Annotated in this window: 17 protein-coding genes and 1 tRNA gene; 14 read left to right on the top strand and 4 right to left on the bottom strand. The window is 64.5% G+C overall.

What is annotated here, in order from left to right; translation table 11 throughout:
* Positions 1-70: 70 nt before the first annotated feature.
* The gene (locus H1S03_RS05465; RefSeq protein ID WP_185803509.1) at positions 71-1,336 is read right to left on the bottom strand and encodes an ATP-binding protein; all 1,266 of its coding nucleotides are present in this window, start codon (positions 1,334-1,336) and stop codon (positions 71-73) included.
* Between the two features lie 111 nt (positions 1,337-1,447).
* Between H1S03_RS05465 and H1S03_RS05460 the strand changes: the two genes are divergently transcribed.
* The 9 genes from H1S03_RS05460 to H1S03_RS05420 all read left to right on the top strand — a co-directional run bounded on the left by H1S03_RS05460 (position 1,448) and on the right by H1S03_RS05420 (position 11,679).
* Entirely contained in the window at positions 1,448-1,864 is a 417-nt protein-coding gene (locus tag H1S03_RS05460; protein ID WP_185803508.1) for a DUF1178 family protein, read from the top strand.
* A 100-nt stretch (positions 1,865-1,964) separates the two neighbouring features.
* A complete protein-coding gene (locus tag H1S03_RS05455; RefSeq protein WP_166188955.1) occupies positions 1,965-3,215 on the top strand; it encodes an aspartate kinase in 1,251 nt (416 codons plus the stop codon).
* Positions 3,216-3,431: 216 nt separating this feature from the next.
* Positions 3,432-5,693, top strand: coding sequence for a phosphoenolpyruvate--protein phosphotransferase (gene ptsP, locus H1S03_RS05450; protein ID WP_185803507.1), 2,262 nt, complete (start codon positions 3,432-3,434; stop codon positions 5,691-5,693).
* A gap of 107 nt (positions 5,694-5,800) precedes the next feature.
* On the top strand, positions 5,801-6,727 hold the full coding sequence (hemC, locus tag H1S03_RS05445; RefSeq protein ID WP_185803506.1) for a hydroxymethylbilane synthase: 927 nt from the start codon (positions 5,801-5,803) through the stop codon (positions 6,725-6,727).
* Entirely contained in the window at positions 6,724-7,425 is a 702-nt protein-coding gene (locus H1S03_RS05440; protein ID WP_185803505.1) for a uroporphyrinogen-III synthase, read from the top strand. The genes hemC and H1S03_RS05440 overlap by 4 nt, the downstream gene beginning before the upstream one ends.
* Before the next feature lie 70 nt (positions 7,426-7,495).
* Positions 7,496-9,109 (top strand): mitofilin family membrane protein, encoded by a 1,614-nt coding sequence (locus H1S03_RS05435; protein ID WP_185803504.1) that lies wholly within the window; start codon positions 7,496-7,498, stop codon positions 9,107-9,109.
* A 20-nt stretch (positions 9,110-9,129) separates the two neighbouring features.
* Entirely contained in the window at positions 9,130-10,707 is a 1,578-nt protein-coding gene (locus H1S03_RS05430; protein ID WP_185803503.1) for a heme biosynthesis protein HemY, read from the top strand.
* Positions 10,708-10,751: 44 nt separating this feature from the next.
* A tRNA-Thr gene (locus tag H1S03_RS05425) sits at positions 10,752-10,827 on the top strand.
* A 336-nt stretch (positions 10,828-11,163) separates the two neighbouring features.
* Positions 11,164-11,679: a DUF421 domain-containing protein gene (locus H1S03_RS05420; RefSeq protein ID WP_185803502.1), complete on the top strand. Its 516-nt coding sequence runs from the start codon at positions 11,164-11,166 to the stop codon at positions 11,677-11,679.
* Positions 11,680-11,779: 100 nt separating this feature from the next.
* On the opposite strand, the gene H1S03_RS05415 is transcribed toward H1S03_RS05420, so the two are convergent.
* Positions 11,780-14,338, bottom strand: a complete 2,559-nt coding sequence (locus H1S03_RS05415) for an HWE histidine kinase domain-containing protein (protein ID WP_249777811.1) — start codon at positions 14,336-14,338, stop codon at positions 11,780-11,782.
* Entirely contained in the window at positions 14,325-14,915 is a 591-nt protein-coding gene (locus H1S03_RS05410; protein ID WP_185803501.1) for a biliverdin-producing heme oxygenase, read from the bottom strand. Before H1S03_RS05410 ends, H1S03_RS05415 begins: the two co-directional genes overlap by 14 nt.
* A gap of 238 nt (positions 14,916-15,153) precedes the next feature.
* On the opposite strand from H1S03_RS05410, the gene H1S03_RS05405 reads away from it, so the two are divergent.
* Positions 15,154-16,293 carry an MFS transporter gene (locus tag H1S03_RS05405; protein ID WP_185803500.1) on the top strand — a complete coding sequence of 380 codons (1,140 nt, stop codon included), beginning with the start codon at positions 15,154-15,156 and terminating at the stop codon, positions 16,291-16,293.
* A 114-nt stretch (positions 16,294-16,407) separates the two neighbouring features.
* On the opposite strand, the gene ychF is transcribed toward H1S03_RS05405, so the two are convergent.
* Entirely contained in the window at positions 16,408-17,505 is a 1,098-nt protein-coding gene (gene ychF / locus H1S03_RS05400) for a redox-regulated ATPase YchF (RefSeq protein ID WP_185803499.1), read from the bottom strand.
* Between the two features lie 177 nt (positions 17,506-17,682).
* Here ychF and H1S03_RS05395 point away from each other — a divergent pair, with 177 nt between their 5' ends.
* The 4 genes from H1S03_RS05395 to H1S03_RS05380 all read left to right on the top strand — a co-directional run bounded on the left by H1S03_RS05395 (position 17,683) and on the right by H1S03_RS05380 (position 22,322).
* On the top strand, positions 17,683-19,074 hold the full coding sequence (locus H1S03_RS05395; RefSeq protein ID WP_185803498.1) for an aspartate aminotransferase family protein: 1,392 nt from the start codon (positions 17,683-17,685) through the stop codon (positions 19,072-19,074).
* A complete protein-coding gene (locus H1S03_RS05390; RefSeq protein WP_185803497.1) occupies positions 19,071-20,360 on the top strand; it encodes an FAD-dependent oxidoreductase in 1,290 nt (429 codons plus the stop codon). Before H1S03_RS05395 ends, H1S03_RS05390 begins: the two co-directional genes overlap by 4 nt.
* Before the next feature lie 245 nt (positions 20,361-20,605).
* Positions 20,606-21,346 carry an SDR family oxidoreductase gene (locus tag H1S03_RS05385; protein ID WP_185803496.1) on the top strand — a complete coding sequence of 247 codons (741 nt, stop codon included), beginning with the start codon at positions 20,606-20,608 and terminating at the stop codon, positions 21,344-21,346.
* Positions 21,330-22,322: a P1 family peptidase gene (locus H1S03_RS05380; RefSeq protein WP_185803495.1), complete on the top strand. Its 993-nt coding sequence runs from the start codon at positions 21,330-21,332 to the stop codon at positions 22,320-22,322. The genes H1S03_RS05385 and H1S03_RS05380 overlap by 17 nt, the downstream gene beginning before the upstream one ends.
* Positions 22,323-22,364: the final 42 nt, after the last annotated feature.

Raw genomic sequence — 22,364 nt, 5'->3', positions numbered from 1 at the left:
TTGTCTAACAGCAGGCCATATCGGAAATATGACAGTTCATGACGTTGATTTTGCATGGAATAAGCCAGAGTCACGCCGCCTCGTCCTGCGTATGCAACGGCAACCATGCGGTAAAGGTGCTGCCCAGCCCCTGAACTGACGCGACGTCCAGTTCCCCGCCATGCCGGGCGAGGATGTGCTTCACGATGGCAAGGCCCAGCCCCGTGCCGCCCTGCGCCCTGCTCTGCTTGGCGTTGACCCGGTAGAAACGTTCGGTCAGGCGGGGCAGGTGTTCGCGACCGATCCCCGGGCCGTCGTCGCTGACCCCCACGCCGATCATGCCGGGAAACCGCGAATCGGCTTCGGTGCGGAAAACCCTGACCGTGCCGCCCTCGCCCCCGTATTTCAGCGCGTTCTCTATCAGGTTGCTGAGCACCTGCCCGATCTGATCGCGATCGGCGACGATCCCGGCGCTTTCCTGCCCGAACGTGACCTGCAACGTTGCCTTGCGCCGCTGGGCCAGAGGCTGCATTCCATCCGTGACCTCAAGCACGATCCGCGACAGATCGCAGGGCGTCGTCGGGGTGGAGCGGGCGTCCATCTCGATCCGGCTGAGCGACATCAGATCCTCCACCAGCCGCTGCATTCGCGCCGCCTGTTGCGACATGATGTCGAGGAAATGAATGCGGGCGGCCTCATCATCGCGGGCGTGGCCTTGCAGCGTTTCGATATAACCGATGATCGAGGCGAGCGGCGTGCGCAATTCGTGGCTGGCATTGGCGATGAAATCCGTGCGCATCCGCTCCGTCGCCATGCGCCGCGTCTCATCCGACAACTGGACGAGGACTTGCTGGCCGGCCCCGAATTCCTGATCCGCTTCCATCTGTCGCATCTGCGCCAGAAGATGTGTCTCGATCCCGGCGAAGAACGTGGTGAAGGTCACCGTCTGCTCCGCCGTGCCCTGCATCACCTGCGCGACACCATCAACGAAGGCGGGTGCCCGAAACAGCGAGGCATAATGGACGCCCTGTTCCAGCCGGGGCAGCATCGCGCGCGTCGCCGTATTGGCGTAGACGATGCGCCCGCGCGCGTCGATCAGGAACAGCGGACTGGGGATGCGTTCCAGCAGATGCCGCCCGACACCGCGCGGCAAGGCGCCGGATGACTTGGGGGCGTTGGTCGCGGGTTCGTCATCGACGTCCGGCGCCAGAATCGCGAACACCGCGATGCCCGACAGCCCGCTAATCGCGATCAAGACCATCGCGCCCAGGGTCGGCACGCCCCAGGCGACGACCAGCCCGCCCATCACGGTGCAGACCAGCACTACGGCGATTCGGCGCCAGCCTCGTATCGTCATCGGGTCTCCTCGTGTAAGGTGGCCTTGCCAAATGCCCGCGACGGCGATGCCGCTTTGCATCGGGCGGGACCATCGCTATCTAACGCAGTGATTTGACGCAACGGTGACGAGATGATCCGCTATACCCTCAAATGCAGTGCCGGGCACCGCTTCGAAAGCTGGTTCGCTGACAGCGACACCTATGACCGCCTGGCCGGGGCCGGGCATGTGTCCTGTGCGATCTGCGGCGATGACGATGTGGTCAAGGCGATGATGGCCCCCCGCGTAAGCGCGGCGGAGGAAGAGAGCGCGCCGCTGACCGCGAACCGGTCGCCGGCCGAGATTGCCCTGCGCGCGCTGCGCGAAAAGGTCGAGGCCGAAAGCGACTATGTGGGCAAGACCTTCGCGAGCGAGGCCCGCCGCATTCATGAGGGCGAAAGCGACGAACGCCCGATCTGGGGTGAGGCCACGCAGGCGGAGGCGAAGGCCCTGATCGACGACGGCATTCCGGTGGCCCCCCTGCCCTTCGGCCCGCGAAAGACGCACTGAGCGCGCGATTGCTTGCCCATTGTCGCGCGACACGCTAAGTACCGCGCGGATTTTCCGGCCCGCCGTTCAGGGCAAATATCAATACGTCAGGATACGCCTCATGCCCCGCCTCGTGATGAAATTCGGCGGCACCTCGGTCGCCGATCTGGACCGCATCAGGAACGCCGCCCTCAAGGTCAAGCGGGAGATCGACGCAGGCTACGACGTTGCCGTCGTCGTGTCCGCCATGTCGGGCAAGACCAATGAGCTGGTCGGTTGGGTGCGCGATGCCGCCGCCCCGGCAGGCAGCAATTCCGCCGGGTTCTATGATGCGCGCGAATATGACAGCGTCGTCGCCTCGGGTGAGCAGGTGACGGCGGGCCTGATGGCGCTGACCTTGCAGCAGATGGGCATCGACGCGCGGTCCTGGCTGGGATGGCAGGTGCCGGTGCGCACGTCCTCCGCCCACGGCGTCGCGCGGATCGAGGGCATCGACACCGCCAATCTGGACGCGAAATTCGCTGAGGGCACCCATGCGGTGATCGCCGGTTTTCAGGGGCTGAGCGCCGAGGGCCGGATCACCACACTGGGTCGCGGCGGGTCCGACACCACCGCCGTCGCCTTTGCCGCCGCGCTGGGCGCGGAACGCTGCGACATCTATACCGATGTGGACGGCGTCTATACCACCGATCCGCGCATCACCAAGAAGGCCCGCAAGCTGGACCGCATCGCCTATGAGGAGATGCTGGAGCTTGCCAGCCTCGGCGCGAAGGTGCTTCAGGTCCGCTCGGTCGAGCTGGCCATGGCCCACAAGGTCCGCCTCGCCGTGCGGTCCAGTTTTTCCGACGAGCCCGGAACGCTCGTCTGCGATGAGGATGAAATCATGGAATCCAACGTCATCTCCGGTGTCGCCTACAGCCGCGACGAGGCGAAGATCACCCTGCTGCATCTGGCCGACAGCCCCGGCATCGCGGCCAGCGTCTTCGGCCCGCTGGCGGATGCGGGCGTGAATGTGGACATGATCATCCAGAACATCTCGGAGGAAGGGTACACCGACATCACCTTCTCCTGCCCTGTGGATGACGTCGCCCGCGCGACGGCTGCGGTCGAGGCGGGCAAGACTGCGGGCACCATCTCCTATGATGATCTGGTGGTGGATACCGATTGCGCCAAGATCTCCATCGTCGGCATCGGAATGCGCTCCCATGCGGGTGTCGCCGGAAAGATGTTCCGCGCGCTGGCCAATGACGGCGTGAACATCAAGGTCATCACAACGAGCGAGATCAAGGTCTCCGTCCTGGTGGACCGCAAATACATGGAGCTGGCCGTGCAGGCGCTGCACGACACGTTCGAGCTACACAAGGTCGGATGATCCTTCGCTGAAGCCCTCGTCGTGATCCTGCGGGGGCTTTAGCCGCACCTGCGGATATCGGCGCATCCCGCGCGGTCATTTATCGGCGCATTCCGTGCGGTGATCATTTCTCGCGCTGTGACTTTGGCTACACCTGGCGGGACTTATCGCCCTTCACCTCATCCATTCGCGGCCCTATAGTCCCCACAACTAGAACGAGCGTATGGTGAGCCCGAGATGAACACCCCTACACGCGGTGCCTCTTCGAGGGTGTTGCTGCAAAAGCTGCGTGACGTTCTCGCCAATCGTGAGGGCGGGCAGGAACGGCTGGACATCATGGTCCGGGTGATCGCCGAAACGATGGACACCGAAGTGTGCTCGATCTACCTGCGTTGCGACGAACGCACGCTGGAGTTGTGCGCAACGGAAGGACTCAACCCCGAGGCCGTGCATCAGACCCGGATGCGGTTCGGCCAGGGTCTGGTGGGCCGGGTCGCGGAACACGGTCAGGCGGTCAACACCGCCGACGCGCCGCGCACCCCGGGGTTTCGCTACATGCCCGAAACGAGCGAGGAAATCTATTCCGGCTTTCTGGGCGTGCCGATCCAGCGGCTTGGCGAATCACTGGGCGTGCTGGTCGTTCAGAACAAGTCGGTCCGCAAATTTTCCGAGGACGACCTGCACGGGCTGGAGGTCGTGGCGATGGTGATCGCCGAAATGGCGGAGGCCGGGGCCTTCACCTCCAGCGGCGATCTGGGGGGAATTGCCCCGCCCCATTCCAGCCCGGTCTTCTTTCGCGGCATCCAGGGGCAGGAGGGGGTCGCCGAAGGGGTCGTCCATCTGCACGATCCGCATATCGTCATCACGAACCCCGTCAGCGACGACCCCGAGGCCGAACATCGCCGTCTGCACGACGCCCTGCACAGATTGCACGGCGAAGTGGACCGTATGCTCGACACCGGCGCGGTCGATGAGGCGGGCGAGGCGGCCGAGGTCCTGCACACCTATGCGATGTTCGCCCGCGATCGCGGCTGGATCACCCGGATAGAGGACGGCATCCGCGAAGGTCTGGCCGCCGAGGTCTCGGTCGAGAAGGAACAGGCCAGCATTCGCAAACGCATGTCGCACATGACCGATCCGTATTTGCGCGAACGCTTTCACGACCTGGACGATCTGTCCTATCGTCTGCTGCGACTGCTTTCGGGGCAGCGCGACGACCGGTTCGACATTCCCGACAACGCGGTGCTGGTCGCCCGCAATATCGGCCCGGCGGAGCTGCTGGACTATGGCAACCGGCTTTGCGGTGTCGTGCTGGAACAGGGCGCCGTCAGTTCGCACGCGGTGATCGTGGCGCGCGCACTGGCGATCCCGCTGGTTCTGCAAGCCGGACGCATCACGCGGGAGGCGCTGGAGGGCGATCCGATCCTGATCGACGGCGACACCGGGTTCGTCCATCTGCGCCCCGAGGACAGCGTGCGCAGCGCCTTTCGCGAAAAGATGGCCATGCGCGCCGAAGCGCAGGAAAAATACGCCACGCTGCGCGAACTTCCCGCGCAGGCGCTGTGCGGGACGATCGTGTCGCTGCACATGAATGCAGGCCTGATGGCGGATCTGCCCTCGCTGGTGAGCAGCGGCGCGGAGGGGGTGGGGCTGTACCGCACCGAGCTGCAATTCCTCGTCCGCTCCAAGGTGCCCCGCCGGGCGGAGCAGGCGGCGCTCTATTCGCGGATTCTGGATTCAGGGCGCGGCAAGCGCGTGGTCTTTCGCACGCTGGACATCGGCTCGGACAAGGTGCTGCCCTACATGCGCCCCACGGATGAGCCGAACCCGGCGATGGGCTGGCGCGCGATCCGCCTCGGCCTCGACCGGCGCGGGGTGATGCGGATGCAGGTGCAAAGCCTGCTGCGCGGCGCGAACGGGCGTCCGCTGTCGGTGATGTTTCCCATGGTCGCACAGCTCGACGAATTCCTTGAGGCCCGCAAGCTGGTCTTCGATGAGGCCGCGCGTGAGGTTTCCATGGGTCATGTCGCGCCGCAATCGCTGGAAGTCGGCGCGATGCTGGAGACGCCCAGCCTGGCCTTCGCGCCTGATGCCTTCTTCGAGATCGTCGATTTCGTCTCGATCGGGGGCAACGATCTGAAACAGTTCTTCTTTGCCGCGGACCGCGAGAACGAGCGCGTCCGGCGCCGCTATGACACGCTGAACGTCAGCTACCTGACCTTCATCAGCCAGATCGTCGAGCGTTGCGACCGCCACGACACGCCGGTCAGCTTCTGCGGCGAAGATGCCGGCCGCCCGATCGAGGCATTGTGCCTGTCAGCGATGGGGTTGCGCAATCTGTCGATGCGCCCAGCCTCCATCGGGCCGGTCAAGCATCTGCTGCGCCGCTGCGATCTGGATGAGGTCCGCGCCGTGATAGACGACGCCTGCGCCAGCGGTGCGCAAAGCGTGCGCCCCGCCATCGAGGATTGGCTGTACCGCAACAACATCACGCCGTGATCCGCAGGGGCCGGTGCGCCCGAACGCATCCATGCCCGTTCAGCCGCACCTACATGGCAGGGCGGTGTCACACTTGCTGAAAACCCGTCACATGGCTAGATAGCCCCATGACAGAACCGACCCCAGACACCCCGCTGAAAATCGGAACCCGTGGATCGCCGCTCGCCCTGGCGCAGGCGCATGAGGTGCGTGGACGCCTCGCCACCGCGCATTCCCTGCCCGAGGATTGCTTCGCCATCACGGTGATTCAGACCACCGGCGACGCCGTGCAGGACCGACCGTTGAGCGAGATCGGCGGCAAGGGCCTGTTTACCAAGGAGCTCGAAGCCGCTCTGATGGACCGCCGCATCGACATTGCCGTACACTCGACCAAGGACGTGGCAAACCTTCTGCCTGACGGCCTGACGCTCAGCACGTTCCTGCCGCGTGAGGACGTGCGCGACAGCTTCATTTCCCGCAAATATGCGACATTCGACGCGCTGCCGCAGGGTTCGGTCGTGGGGTCATCCTCGATCCGGCGCAGGGCGCAGATGGCCGCACGGCGTCCCGACCTGCGGTTCGTGGAGTTTCGCGGCAACGTGCAGACCCGGCTGGCCAAGCTGGATGCCGGTCTGGCCGTTGCGACCCTGCTGGCCTGTGCGGGGCTGAACCGGCTGGGACAGACGGACCTTCTCAACCCGATCCCCCCCGAAACCATGCTGCCCGCCGTGGCGCAGGGCGCGATCTCGATCGAACAGCGGGCGGATGATGCGCAGGCAAGCGCCCTGCTCGCCCCGCTGAACGACGCCGACAGTGCGCTGGTCGTCGCGGTGGAGCGGGCCTTTCTGGCGGAGCTGGACGGATCGTGCCGCACGCCCATCGGCGGGCTGGCGCAGATGCAGGACGGGCACGTGACCCTGCGCGGCGAAATCCTGAAGCCTGACGGCTCCATCACGCATTCCGACACATGGCGCGCGCCCTGCGCCGATGGGGTGGAGATGGGGGCGACAGCCGGGCGCGAATTGCTGCGCCGCGCCGGCCCCGGATTTCTGTGACCGGGATTTCTGTGACGCGGGTTCTGCTGACCCGTCCGAGCGCGCAATCGCAGGATTTCGCGCAGGCGCTGGGGCCTGGTTTCGAGGTTCTGACCTCCCCCTTGCTGGAGATCCGGTTTCTGAACCCGGTGGTGGATACGGGCCCGGCCCGGGCGGTGGTGTTCACCTCCACCAACGGGGTGGCGGGCTGGCGGCGGCGGAACGGCACCTGCACCCTGCCGGCCTTTTGCGTCGGGGCGCGTACGGCGCAGGCCGCACGGGCGGCGGGGTTCCCCATTGCCGCGACGGCCCCGACACTCATCGCGCTGGCGCCCCATTTGCGAGAGCAATCCAGCGGCCCCCTGCTGCACATTCGCGGCACGCATGTTTCCGCTGAGCTGGCAGACCTGCTGCCGGATCGCCAAATCGCCACCTGCATCACCTATGAGGCGGAAGCGCGCCCCCTGTCGCCCGACGCTCATCATGCATTGGAGGCTGGGGAAATCGACATGATCCCGGTCTTTTCCCCGCGAACCGCCGCACGGTTGCTGGCCGAACGCACGGATCGCTGGCGGCTGGACGCGACGCGCCTGATCGCCATCAGCCCCGCAACCGCCCGAATTCTGGCCCCGTTGGCATCAAAGGGCGTGGAAACGTCGCCCACGCCTGATACGAACGGTCTGCTTGCATTGCTGCACCGCAAGAGCGCACAATGTTAAGGCTTGCCGCTTTCGCCCGCTGACCTAGCTTGAATTGCATCCACAGCCGCGCCTATCGAGAGTTTTTGCCATGTCCGACCCCAAGCGCCCCGACCAGCAGCACGATACCGACGACAAGGTCGACGGTGCCGACACAAATCTGCCCGATGTCGAGGATGCCGAACTGGTCGAGACGCCGGACACCCCTCCGGCCAAGACGGACCCGCTGGTGATCCCCGACGATGACAATTCGGACATCGAAGTGCAGGACGATGAGACTCATGACGACATCATCGCGGCCGGGGCGGATACCGTTCCTGCCGACGTGAACGCCGATGACGTTTCCCCTGATGACGATGCAGACGACACGCCGCAGGATGACGCTGATTCCGTCATCCCCGGCGCCACCGCAGCCGCCGCAACCACGCCGTGGGGCGGCGCGCCCGCGGATGTGAACGCGCGCTCGACCTCCGATCCGGCCAGCCCCAGCTACATCGCACCTGATGCGTCCTCATCCGACGGCATATCATCGGATGATGAATATCATGAGGATACAGGCTCCATCGCGGGGCGTGTTCTGTTCTGGCTGTTCCTGCTGGTAGCGGGTGCGGTGCTGATCCTTTGGGCCGGGCCCAAGGTCGCGCCCAACCTGCCCTCCGGTCTTGCCCCGGTCGCCGAATGGCTGACCCCCGGCCAGCGGGCCGCACAAATGCAGGTGGAGGAGATGGAGGCCCGGCTGAACGCCCGGATCGACACGCTCGACACCGGTTTGACGCCCGAAAGTGTGGATGAGCGCATCGACACCGCCCTGGTCGAGAGCGAACAGCGGAGCGCGGAATCGATCACCGCGCTCAGCGCACAGGTCAACGATTTGTCCGATCAGGTCGCCGCCGCCGACAGTGCCGCGATCGAGGAACGTCTGGCTCAGGTCGAAACCCGGCTGGAGGGCATCGCCGCGGAGATGTCGTCGCTGCGCAGCGATCTGACGGGCCTTGCAGCCGGTGAAGGCGGCATCACCGGCCAGAACGCGGCCCAGATCGACGCCTTCACCGCCGCGCTGGAGGGGCTACAAGCCGAACTGGATTCGATATCCGCGCGCAACGGGGCACTGGATCAGCGGATCGACGAGGTTGCCGCCACTGCGGAACGTCAGCTCGCCACCGCGCGTGAGGAAGTCGCCGCCGCGCAGGCCGAGGCCGAGGCGCAGGTCGCCGTCGCCTCGGAACAGGCGGCCATGACCGCGCTGGCAAATGCCCTCGATACCGGGGAGCCGTTCGAGGAACCGCTCGCTGAACTCGCTGAACAGGTCGAGATTCCTGCCCCCCTGCCGGAATTGGCACCCACCGGCGTGCCGACCCAGGTCGCGCTGGAAACCAGCTTCCCCGAGGTTGCGCGTCAGGCCATCCGCGCCGAAATCGCACCGGGTGAGGACGATAATATCCTGGCCAGCGCCAGCGCCTTCCTGCGCTCTCGCGTTGCTGGACGCTCGCTGGTCGAACGCGAAGGCGACGATGCCGACGCCATCCTCTCACGTGTTGAGGCGCGCCTGCGTCGGGGCAATCTGGAGGCCGCACTGACCGAGGCGGAGCAGCTGTCCGGCGCCTCTGCCGAAACCCTCTCGTCATGGATCGCGGACTTGCGCGCGCGCCATGATGCCCTTTCCGCATACCGCACCCTGGCCGAACGTCTGGACGCCGATAACTGAATTCCCGAGGAAACGCTTAGATGCTCTGGTCCCTGCTCAAAATCATTCTCTTCGTCGCTCTTATCACGGCGGCCGCTTTCGGTGTGATCTATGTGATGGATCAGGACGGCGGTCTGACGCTCGCCGTGGGCGGGCGCGAATATCCCTTCGAGCCGATCGAGGTGCTGGTCGTTCTGGCCATCGCAATGATCCTTTTCCTGATCGTGCTGAAACTCGTGGGGCTTCTGATCGCGGTGCTGCGGTTCCTGACGGGGGATGAAACGGCGCTGTCGCGCTTTTTCGATCGCAACAGGGAACGTCGCGGGTTCAACGCCCTGGCCGAGGCGATGATGCTGAACGCCTCGGGTGATGGCAAGAACGCGTTGAGCCGTGCGCGCAAGGCCGACAAACTGCTCGACCGCCCCGAACTGACCCGCCTCGTCACCGCGCAGGCGGCGGAGGAAGCGGGTGAGCGGCATCTGGCCGAGGAACAGTACAAGGCCATGCTGTCCGATGGACGCACGCGTTTCGTGGGCATTCACGGCCTGATGCGCCAACGCCTCGCCAAGGGGGAGACGGAAACCGCGCTGAAACTGGCCGAGCGTGCCTTTGCGATCCGGCCCCGGCATGAGGGGCTTTTGAGCACGCTGTTCACCTTGCAAACCGAACAGGCAGAATGGGACGGCGCGCGCCGCACCTTGGCCGCTCAGGTCAAGGCCAGCGCCCTGCCCCGTGACGTTGCAAACCGGCGCGACGCGATGCTGACCCTCGCCTCCGCACGGGAGCGTATCGCCGTGGACGACGCAGGCCCCGCCGGTGATGCCGCGCTTGAGGCGCACCGCCTGACGCCCGGACATGTTCCCGCCTCCGTTACCGCCTCGCGCGTGCATCTGCATCGCAACAGCCCCCGCGCCGCGCAGCGTACCTTGCTCAAGACATGGAAGATCGCGCCGCACCCCGATCTGGCAGCCGCCTTTGCCGCGCTTGTCCCGGATGAGGATCCCTCGGCGCGGCGCAAGCGGTTCGAGCCCTTGCTTCAGGCGCATCCCGATCACCCGGAGACCAGGATGCTCAAGGCCGAACTGGCCATCGCGGATGAGGATTTCCCCGCAGCGCGCCGTGCAATGGGCGATCTGGCGACGACAGCACCGACCACTCGCGCTCTGGCGATCATGGCGGCGGTCGAACGCGGCGAAGGGGCCGACGACAAGGTCGTGCGCGGCTGGCTGGCCAAGGCGCTGACCGCATCGCAGGGGCCGCAATGGGTCTGCACGAATTGCCGCGCCACCCACGCCGAGTGGTCCGCGACCTGCTCCAACTGCGACGCCTTCGACACCATCGACTGGCTCGAACTGTCGCAACCTTCCGCCAGCCGAACCGACAGTGCGGCAATGCTGCCCGTTATCACCGGAATTCTCGGTTCCGACGCGCAGGATGAGGGCTCACCGATTGAGTCTGAGGAGCACTCGGTATCTGGCGGGTCCACAGCCGAAGAGACAGGGACCGTTCCGCCTGAGACCAATCCGATGACGGGCGATATCGACGGCGCCGCAATGGACGAAACCGATCTGGCAGCCGCCGCCGCGCGCAAGGAAACGGAACCCGCGAAATCGGCCTGATTTCTCTTGCGCAGATCACGCGCAATCGCTAATCACGGCCCGTCGCCGCAGTAGCTCAGTTGGTAGAGCACATCATTCGTAATGATGGGGTCGGGGGTTCGAATCCCTTCTGCGGCACCACTTTTCACTTGTGAAACGTCAGATGACTTTGACCTTTACGTCATCAACGGCCTAGTTTTTGGAAAACGGCATAGCCGACCTTTGCGCAGGTCGCGGCGAAGGTCTCAAAAGAGCACGTTTTGACCGAATTCGGCTACGCAGCGAAAGTCGGGTGTCACGAGACGGTCAAAAACCTGCAACAAGGCCTTGGGTTTCGAGTGGGGCTTTTGGTAGCCTCCAATGAGGTGGTTGACGTATGGCCGAAAAGCGAGGGTTTGTTGAGCAACCCACTCACAAGACTGGTAATACAACCAAAGGTAATAGGTCAGAACATGCCCTGCCATAGGATACTTTATCATGTTTTTTGAAAACGAAGCTCTCGATACAATTTTCCGCGGCCTACTGCTATCATCCTTAGCACTGTTCTGGATCATAATAGTTGTACGATTTGTTGGGCTTCGAGCGTTCTCGAAAATGACATCGTTCGATTTTGTCGTGACACTCGCAACTGCATCTTTGCTAGCAGGCGCCAGTCAGTCATCAACTTGGCAGGCTTTCTTTCAAGCTATTATCGCTATGACCGCACTACTTAGCGTACAGTACGTATTGGCACGCCTGCGGCGGAAATCGGGTCAGTTTGAACAAGTCATACAAAATTGCCCGGTCATGTTGATGCGCGATGGTGCTATTCTACACGACGCTCTCGAAGCCACGCGTGTTGCTGAAGATGATCTTATCGCCAAGCTTCGGGAAGCAAATATTCTTGATTTAGCCGAGGTACGCGCAGTGGTTTTAGAGACTACAGGTGATGTATCTGTTCTTCATGGCCAGAACCTACAGGATGCGGTTTTGAAAGGCGTCCGCCGCCTCTAGCGTTAAAACTCCATCGCTATTTAGTCATGAATGAAAACTCTGACGCCACTGCCCTCTGACAATACAATCGCATTTCGTCATCCGGCGGGTCGCCCCCCGGTCAACTCAGCAATTTGCGAAGCCCGTTGCGGATTGCGTCGTTGCTGAACGGTTTTTGCAGCACGGGCACATCCTCGCTGACGTCCATTCTGGTGCCGACTTCGCCATAGCCTGTGGTCAGCATGAACGGAACGCCCTGTTCCGCCAGCATGCGGGCGACGGGGGCGCTTGTCTCCGTGCCGAGGTTGACGTCGAGCAGCGCGACATCGACCTTGACCCGGCCCAGCAGATCCAGTGCTGCGGCGTTGTTGCCGACCAGATAGACCTCCTTCGCGCCCAGTTCCTGCAATATGCCCTCGGCATCCATACCGATGATCATGTTGTCCTCGACAATCATGGCGATGCCGATATCCAGCCGGGTATCGCGGGCTACGGCGTCCTGTGCCGCGCGGTCGCTGCCGATTTCGGTGCGGATCGTCGCGATCTGCGGTTGCGGGATGTACAGCGTCGCCTCCACCCCGGTCAGATCGTAGCGCATCTGCGCGCGGCCGTGCAGTTCGTGTGGAATGGACCGGTCGATGATCGCAGTGCCGAAGCCGTGGCGCAGGGGCGCCTGCACGATCGGGCCGTCATGTTCCTTCCACACGATGGTGACGCCGCCGTCCTGCTCATGCGTCAGGTCGATGGTGATGCGACCGGCGGGCACGCTCAACGCGCCGTATTTGACCGAATTGGTCAGCAACTCATGCATCACCAGCGCCAAGGTCGAGAATGCCAGCGGTCGCAGCATGGGGTCGGGACCGTCGATTGTCAGGCGGCTCTCATCGCCCAGAAATCCCTTCGCCTCGGCCATTACCAGGCCGTGGAACGAGGCGGGCTCCCACTGTTTTGTGGTCAACTGGTCGTGCGCGCGGGCCAGGGCGTAGACCCGCCCGCCCAGAACCTCGGTGAAATCCGCGACGGATGTCTTGCCCGATGCGCTCTGCGCGATCAGACCCCGGATCAGGTTGAGCATGTTGCGGACGCGGTGGTTCAGCTCCGCTATCAGCAATTCCTGCCGTTCATGGGCACGGTCGCGATCCTGCGAGGCGCTGTCGGTCAGGCGCAGGATGATCTCGATCAGCGTGGTGCGCATCGATTCCGCGGCCCGCAACTCAGCCTCGGTCCATGGTTGGCTGGTGCCGCGCACGACCTGCTGCCAGGCGGCGAAGCTCTTACGCGGGGTCAGGCGTGCGCCGTTGGGACCGGGTGTCACCGGCTTGTCCGGGTTGCCGGCCCACACGACGGTGCGCGCGATTTCGCGCCGGAACAGGACGAAATAGTCGCGCGGGGTGCGCGAAACCGGAATCGCGAGGATACCTGCGATATCGGAGCCCAGATCCTCGGCCTCGGGATAGACCTTCGCCAATTCCGAAGTGGCGTAGATCGAGCTGGCCTGCGTGGTGTTCAGAAACCGTTGCAATTTTCCGAAAGCCTCGGCTGAGGGGGCCAGACCGCGCGACTGGAAGCTGCCCCCGATGCTGGCGATGGCCCCGTCCCAGGGGATCACATCGGCAATCGCATCGGTGAATGCGTCGAAATTCTCCGCCAGGGGTGTGCCCTCGACAACCTGCGACATCAGCTGGTCGTGAACCGAACGCGCGCGCTCAAGCTGGGTCTGTTCTTGGTCGCTCAACTTCTGGTCCAGCACGAACGACAGCACCAGACCGAACATTTCGACGGCGGAACGGGTTTCGTAGCTGAGCGTGCGCGGGCTCATATGGTGGCAGGCGATCAGCCCCCACAACTTGCCCCGCCGCAGCACGGAAACGGACATGGAGGCACCGACCCCCATGTTGCGCAGATATTCCAGATGGATGGGCGATACGGCCCGCAAGCTGGACATCGACATATCCAGCGGAGTGCCGTCCGGTCCACGTTCAGGCAGGACCTGCGATCTGTGGCCATCGACATCCGCGATGATCCGCAGCAGGGAGCGTTCGTACAGCGCCCGCGCCTGTTTGGGAATGTCAGACGCCGGATAGCGCAGGCCCTTGAATGCCTCCAGATCGGGGCGGGTGACCTCGGCCACGACCTCACCCGAATCGTCATCAGCGAACTTGTACAACATGATCCGGTCGAATCCGGTCAGCGCCCGCATGTTGCGCACCGCCAGATCGAGCAGTTGGGCGGGGGATTGCGCGCCGTTCAGCCGGTCGATCATCGGCCGCACGAGCGAGGCCTGATCGCCTGCCCCCCGGGTCATGCTGCGCTCAAACTCCAGCACGATGGAACGGCCCGACATATGGATTGCCACATCCATGGGAACCGATGCCTGCGCCACGTCGAGGTGGAAGAGCCGCTCGACCGCATCCGCACCGGCCAGAACTTGCAACCGACCGCGAATGTCGTGCAGCGCGGTGGGGTTCAGCAGACGCGACAGCGGGCCACCGATGATATCGTGCGGGTTCACGTCGAAAAACCGGCCCACATTGTCAGAAACATGGGTGATGTTCCAATCGTGGGACACCGCGATCAGACAACCGAAATCCTGCACGTAGCCCAATTGGTGGATCGGCTCACGTTCACAATTCGTCAGATCGACATCTTGCGGTTGCAGGTTTTCGTCACTCATCGTCATGGGTCTTTTCCCCCGGCTCCAGCGCCTCGAAGGCCCGGACATACACATCGAACGCGTCCAGCGCCCCGGCAATAACCGCAGCGCCGTTCTTTTTGGAATTCATTTCCGTCAGTTGGTATAGCAGAGCCTTCCACATGCCGAGTCCCGTTGGTGCGGTAAGATAGCGGTCCGCGCCCAGAATTGTCGGATCGGTGGATTTCGCGTGATGCCGTTTCAGCACCTGCGCGCCCAGTCTGGACCCGGCGATAACGTAGTAGGCCCCCAGCGCACCGTTCGCGTCCAGATGCAGGCCCCCGGCGGGCGGGGGGTCGGGCTGCACGCCCAGATATGACAGATCGCCCGCGATCGCATCACGCAGCGGGGTGCAGGACGGCAGCGGCACGCTGTCCAGAACGGGCGCAAGCGTCTGAAGCGCCGAGGCGCTGCCCCGCAGGAACGTCACCAATCCCGAGCGGGTCGCCACGTCCAGCGCCATGATGCGCGTATCGAGCTTGAGATGCGCCGGTCCGGTCGCATGACGCAGATCGTCGCGCAGATTGCCGGTCAAATCCTGGGAGGGTGCAAAGGTGAGTGCCATATCCGAACGTCTGGTGCCTTCCGCGCAAAAACGGAAGAGAACCACTTCGACACTCTTGGACACTTTTGCGTAGCCTCGGACGGTCACATGTTTTTGGGGAAGACACAAGCCGCCGTACATCGTAGCCAAGGGTTCCTTCCTCTGGTCAAGCTGCGATCCCCTGGCGGACGTTCTCTCGGCCTACCCTTCCTTTCGGCCTACCCTTCCTCACGGTCCCGCCCTTCTTAGGATACGCTACATGCTCGTTTTCATACTGTCGCTGGCCAACTTTGCCATCGGGATGGGCGTGTTCGTCGCCATCGGGCTGCTGTTACCGATACGGCAGGCCTTCGGGCTGGATGAAACGCAATCCGGTCTGATCCTGACGATCTATGCGGTCACCTATGCCATAGGCTCCCCGGTTCTGGTGGCACTGACGGGGGCACGGTCACGCCGGAACGTCCTGCTTATCGGACTGGGCATATTCGCCCTGTCCGCCGTCATGATCGCGCTGGCCCCCACGGCGCAGGTTCTGTTCGGCGCGCGGGCACTGTCCGCGCTGGGGGCCGGAATGGTCACGCCGGTCACTGCCGGGGTTGCGGCCTCGATCAGCGCGCCGGAACGACAGGGCAAGGTCATGGCCACGGTGTTCGCCGGGCTGACCTTCGCGCAGGTGCTGGGGGTGCCGGCGGGCACGTGGATCGGCTACACCTTCGGCTGGCAATCGGCCTTCTGGCTTGTCGCCGTGCTCAGCATCGTATGCATAGCGGGTATTGCGCGGTTCGTGCCCCACGATTTGCCGTTCGAGGTCACGGGCCTGCACAGTCTGGGTGAGGCGCTGGCAAACTGGCGCGGGCTGCTGGTCATCGGGTTCACCACCAGCTTTCTGGGCTCCATCTACGTTATCTACACCAATATCGCGCCGTTGCTGGAATCGCGCATGGGCTACGAACGTGACGGCATCACGTTCCTGCTGATCCTGTTCGGGGCGGGGGCGGTCGTGGGCAACTACCTGGGGGGGTGGATGGCGGACCGGATCGGGCCGCTGCGCACCCTCGGCACGCTGTGCCTGTTGCAGATCGCGATCATGCCCGCTTTCAGCTTCCTGCCCTATGCGGACTGGATGCTGGCGGGAGTCATGATCCTGTTCGCGGTGGCCGGGTGGTCCTTCGTCGCGGGGCAGCAGGTGCGCGTCGTGCGCATGTCCGGCAACCCGCCCACGGTCAGTCTGGCCCTGAACGCGGCGGCGATCTATCTGGGGGCGACGATCGGTTCCTCGATCGGGGCGATGGCAATCGGGGTGCTGGGGCCGGATTCGCTGGGCCTGATCGGCGCGGGGGTCGCCGTGATCGCCCTGCTGCACCTGCTGCTGTCCCACCGGGTCGCACATCGCGGTTGAGACGGTGACCCCCCCCGACCGGCCATGGCGCGGAGCCGTTTTCACCACGTTTGCCTGCATCGCGTTCGCCATCACCGGGTCGCAAATATCGGCTTGCTGACCCGGGTCGCGCGATCAGGTATTGAACAGGAAGTGCAGAACGTCGCCATCCGCGACGGTATAGGCCTTTCCCTCGGCGCGCATCTTGCCTGCTTCCTTGGCTTTCTGTTCGCCGCCAAGGGTCACGAAATCCTCATAGGCAATGGTTTCCGCCCGGATGAAGCCGCGTTCGAAATCGCCGTGGATCACGCCGGCGGCCTGCGGTGCCTTTGTGCCCTCGTGAATGGTCCAGGCGCGCGCTTCCTTCGGCCCGACGGTGAAATATGTCTGCAGGTTCAGCAGGCCGTAGCCCGCGCGGATCAACCGGTCCAGACCGGCCTCCTCCAACCCCATATCGTCGAGGAACTCGTTACGCTCCGCATCGTCGAGCTGGCTGATCTCCTCCTCGATCGCGGCGGAGATCACGACGGAGACAGCGCCCTGCGCCGCCGCCATTTCCGCCACCCTGGCGGATTGGGCATTGCCCTGCGCGGCTGAGGATTCCTCCACATTGCAAACATACAGGACCGGCTTCGCGCTGAGCAGTTGCAGCATGTCCCAGGCCTTGCGCTCATCCTCGTCCACCTCGACCGTGCGGGCGGGGCGCCCCTCGTCGATTGCGGCTTTGGCCTTGGCCAACAGCTCGACCTGAGCCTTGGCATCCTTGTCGCCGCTCTTGATCTTGCGTTGCAGATTGGAAAGCCGCTTCTCGATGCTCTCCAGATCGGCGAGCATCAGTTCCGTCTCGATCACCTCGGCATCCGCGACGGGATCGACGCGCCCGTCCACATGGGTGATGTCGTCATCCTCGAAACAGCGCAGCACATGGGCGATGGCATCGGTTTCGCGAATATTGGCGAGGAACTGGTTGCCCAGCCCCTCCCCCTTGCTGGCACCCTTTACCAGACCGGCAATGTCCACGAAGGTCAGGCGGGCGGGGATCACGCTTTTCGATTGCGCGATGGCAGCCAGCTTGTTCAGGCGCTCATCGGGCACCGAAACCTCACCGACATTCGGTTCGATGGTACAGAACGGAAAGTTCGCCGCCTGCGCCGCCGCCGTGCGCGTCAGCGCGTTGAAGAGCGTCGATTTGCCCACATTGGGCAGGCCCACGATACCACATTTGAAACCCATGTTCCTGCTCCTTGACCCGGAATGACCGGCTTCACTAAGGCCGTGTGGCCATGTCGGTCAAGCCCGCGCGCCGCGCCGTTCCCGCGCGGTGATGCCAAATATCCGCGTCGCGGGCTCTCACCACCTCTTTCCTTCGCCGCCGCGCCGCGCCACTCTCGCGCCAAAGGAGCGAGTCGCATGGCACCCAAGGACAACCACCCCCCCACCACGGAAATGCAGGCCCTGGATGCCGCGCATCACATCCATCCGTTTTCGGACACCGCCCAGATGCGGGCCAAGGGCGCGCGCGTCATCACGCAGGCCGATGGCTGCTGGCTGACTGACAGCGAGGGCAAGCGCATCCTGGACGGTATGGCGGGGCTTTGGTGCGTGAATATCGGCTATGGCCGGCATGAACTGGCCGAGGTCGCGGCCCGCCAGATGCAGCAGCTTCCCTTCTACAACACCTTCTTCATGACCACACACCCGCCCGCCGTGGCCCTGTCCGCGAAGCTGGCGCAGATCGCGCCGGGCGACAAGAACCGGGTGTTCTATGCCGGTTCGGGGTCCGAGGCGAACGACACCAACATTCGCCTCGTCCGCCATTACTGGGCATTGATGGGCAAGCCGAACAAGCGGACGATCATCGCGCGCAAGAACGGCTATCACGGCTCGACCATGGGGGCGGCATCGCTGGGCGGCATGGCCGGAATGCACGCGCAGGGCGGGATGCCGATCCCCGATATCGTGCATATCGACCAGCCGCACTGGTGGGCCGAGGGCGGCGATCACTCGCCCGAGGAGTTCGGCCGCATCCGTGCCGCGCAACTCGACCAGATGATCGACCGGTTGGGGCAGGACAATGTCGGTGCCTTCATTGCGGAACCCGTGCAGGGCGCGGGCGGCGTCATCGTTCCGCCCGAAACCTACTGGCCCGAAATCTCTCGCATCTGCCGGGAGCGTGACATCCTGCTGATCGCGGATGAGGTGATCTGCGGCTTCGGGCGAACGGGCAACTGGTTCGGCTCACAGACCTACGACATCGACCCCGACATCATGACCATCGCCAAGGGGCTGTCGTCGGGCTATCAGCCCATCGGCGGTTCGATCATCCGCGAAAGCGTGGCGCAGGTCATCGAGGATGGCGGCGAGTTCAACCACGGTTACACGTATTCCTCGCACCCTGTCGCGGCGGCGGTCGCGTTGGAGAATATCCGTATTCTTGAGGAGGAAGGCATCGTGGATCGGGTTCGCGACCATACCGGGCCGTATCTGAAGAAAAAATGGTCCTCCCTCGCCGATCACCCGATGGTGGGTGAGGCGCGGATGGTCGGCATGATGGGCGCGCTGGAGCTGACACCCGACGCGCCTGCCCGCGCGGCCTTCGCGAATGAGGGGACGGTCGGCCTGATGACCCGCGACCGCTGCTTCGCCAATGGTCTGGTCATGCGTCATGTGGGGGACAAGATGATCATCTCGCCGCCGCTGACCATCTCGGATTCCGAGATCGACACATTGGTCGAACTTGCCTGGAAATCCCTGGATGAGGGGATGGCCACGGCCAGGGCCGAGGGGGCGTTCACCGCGTGAACCTGCTCTACGCCAACGACATTCCGGGGACCTATCCACCCAGTTGGTATGCCGACACGGCGGTCCCGCGCCCCATTGCCACGGCTCTGGACCGCGACATCCAGACCCAGGTCGCCGTGGTCGGTGCCGGCTATACCGGGCTCAGCGCGGCGCTGCATCTGGCGCAGGCCGGGCGGCAGGTTGTGCTGGTCGATGCGCACCGCGTGGGCTGGGGCGCGTCGGGGCGCAATGGCGGGCAGATCGGATCGGGGCAACGCATCAACCAGCCCGAGCTGGAGGAAAGTCTGGGCCACGACATGGCGCGTGACCTGTGGGCCATCGGGCAGGACGCGCGCGAATTGGTCAAATCCCTAATTGCCAGGCACACGATCCCCTGCGACCTGACCCCCGGCATCACCTATACCGATCACCGCCAACGCTATGCCGCTGGCACCCGCGCCTATGTCGAGCATATGAACCGTCACTACAACACGGCGCTGCAATACCTCGACGCCGGGGCGGTGCGCGAACGGCTGGGAACGCAGGCTTATTACTCGGGCCTGCACGACCCGGACGGCGCGCATCTGCACCCCTTGAACTACGCGCTGGGTCTGGCCACAGCGGCGCGCACCGCAGGCGTGACGATACATGAGAACACGCCCGTCACGTCGCGCGATGGCCGCGTCCTGCAAACCCCCGGCGGCCAGATCACCGCCGATCACGTCGTTCTGGCCTGCAACGGCTATCTGGGCGGGCTGGACGATCAGGTTTCGCGCCATGTCATGCCGATCAACAATTACATCGTCGCGACCGAACCGCTGGGCGAGGCACTGGCTCGCGAACTGATCCCCCACAACGAGGCCGTGGCCGACAGCAAGTTCGTGGTGAACTATTTCCGCCTCAGCCGGGATAACCGGATGCTGTTCGGTGGCGGCGAAAGCTATTCCTACCGCTTTCCCCGCGATCTGGCTGCGAAGGCACGAAAGCCGATGATCGAGATCTTTCCCCAGCTTGCCGACGCGAAGATCACCCACGCATGGGGCGGAACGCTGGCGATCACCCTGTCGCGGCTGCCCTATCTGCGGCGATTGCAGGACGGCGTGATGTCCGCCTCGGGCTATTCGGGGCATGGCGTCGCACTGGCCACGCTGTCCGGCGCGCTGATGGCCGAGGCGATCACCGGCGACAGTCCGCGCTTCGACACGATGGCCCGCCTTGCGCATCGTGCCTTTCCCGGACCGCGCCGCTGGCGCACACCGCTGCTGGCCCTCGCGATGAGCTGGTATGCCCTGCGCGACCGCCTCTGATCGGGTATCAACCTTGCCGGCAAGCGACTCTGCCCGGCAGTCTGGGCCAGCACAGTCTGAGCCAACAAAGGTAAACTTGACCTTTCGCCCTGCGCACGATTGGCTCACCCTAACCGGACAGATCGCCACTGCCGCATGGTACGGGCCGCTGACCTGACCGGGATGCAGCCTGCACGACGCTCACAGGCGCGGCACGGACAGGCGGCACCGGCAGGAAAATTTGGGAACGCAGGAAGGGCACGCTCATGCGATTGAAGGACAAGACGGCCATCATCACCGGCGGCGCGTCCGGTTTCGGCGCCGGCATCGCGCGGAAATTCGCAACCGAGGGGGCCCGGATCATCATCGCGGATATTGACAGCGACGCCGCGCAGGCCGTCGCGGGCGAACTGGGCTGCGATGCCATTCAGGTCGATATCGGTGAGGCGGACAGCGTGGCGCGGCTGGCGACCGAGGCGCAGGCGATCTTCGGCACGCCGGATATCCTCATCAACAATGCAGGCGTCACCCATCTGCCCAAACCGATGGAGGAGGTGACGGAGGACGAATTCGATCGGGTTCTGCGGGTCAACGTCAAGTCGATCTACCTGACCGCGCGCGCCTTCGTCCCTGACATGAAGACCCGTGGGTCGGGGGTTTTCATCAACGTCGCCTCCACCGCCGGGGTCAGCCCGCGCCCCAACCTCAACTGGTACAATGCCTCAAAGGGCTGGGTGATCACCGCCACCAAGGCGATGGCGGTCGAGCTGGCCCCGTTCGGCATCCGCGTCAACGCACTGAACCCCGTGGCGGGGGAAACGCCCTTGCTCAAGAGCTTCATGGGGGAGGATACGCCGGAGATGCGCGCGAAATTCCTCGCCACCATTCCGCTCGGCCGGTTTTCCACGCCCGAGGATATGGGAAATGCCGCCTGCTTCCTGGCCTCGGACGAGGCGAGCATGATTACGGGTGTCGCGATGGAGGTGGACGGTGGTCGCTGCATATGAACCCGGCCCGCGCAATCTGATCACCGATGTTGAGGGGCTGCGCGTCGGCAACGCGCAGGACGACACCGTTCGGACCGGCTGCACCGTCCTGCTGGGGGACGCGCCGCTGACCTGCGGTGTGCATGTGATGGGCGGCGCCCCCGGCACGCGGGAGACGGACCTGCTGGCCCCGGACAAATCGGTGCAGGCGGTCGATGCGCTGGTGCTGTCGGGGGGCTCTGCCTTCGGTCTGGATGCCGGGGCGGGCGTGATGGACGCGCTGGCGGCGGACGGGCGCGGATTTAGCGTCGGACCGGCGCGCGTACCGATCGTGCCCGCCGCGATCCTGTTCGATCTGATCAATGGGGGGGACAAATCGTGGAGCGTGAACCCCTATCGTGCCCTGGGCGCGATGGCGTATCGGCAGGCAGGGGCCGAGTTCGCCCTCGGCTCGGCCGGGGCCGGATCGGGTGCCATCGCGGGGCGGTTGAAGGGCGGGTTGGGGTCGGCCTCGCTCCGCCTGCCATCTGGACATGTCGTGGGGGCCGTGGTCGCGGTAAATTCGCTGGGCAATGTGACCAGTGACGGGCGGCGGTTCTGGGCGGCCCCGTTCGAGATCGGAGAGGAATTCGGCGGATTGGGCACCGGGGCCCCGCCCTCGCTCGCCGATACGTTCCGCACCAAGGCGGAGGTCTTCGAGCGCGCCAACACCACCATCGCCATTGTCGCGACGGATGCGACCCTCGACAAGGCCGGGTGCACCCGCATGGCGGTTGCGGCGCATGATGGCATGGCACGCGCGATCGTGCCGTCGCACACGCCGATGGATGGCGATCTGGTCTTCGCCGCGGCGACAGGGGCGAAGGACGCGGCGGATCCGCTGCTTCTGGGCCATGCCGCAGCGATCTGTCTGGCCCGCGCGATAGCACGGGGCGTGCACGCGGCCCGTGCCGCGCCCGGCGATATCGTGCCGGCCTGGGTAGACCTCACGACTTGACACAGGCCGTCCGTTCAGGCCCCTGAGCGGCACGAACGGACG

It is taken from the genome of Pontivivens nitratireducens (assembly GCF_014235845.1).
Taxonomy (GTDB): Bacteria; Pseudomonadota; Alphaproteobacteria; order Rhodobacterales; family Rhodobacteraceae; genus Pontivivens; species Pontivivens nitratireducens.
This window is presented reverse-complemented; position numbering and strand designations above follow the sequence as displayed.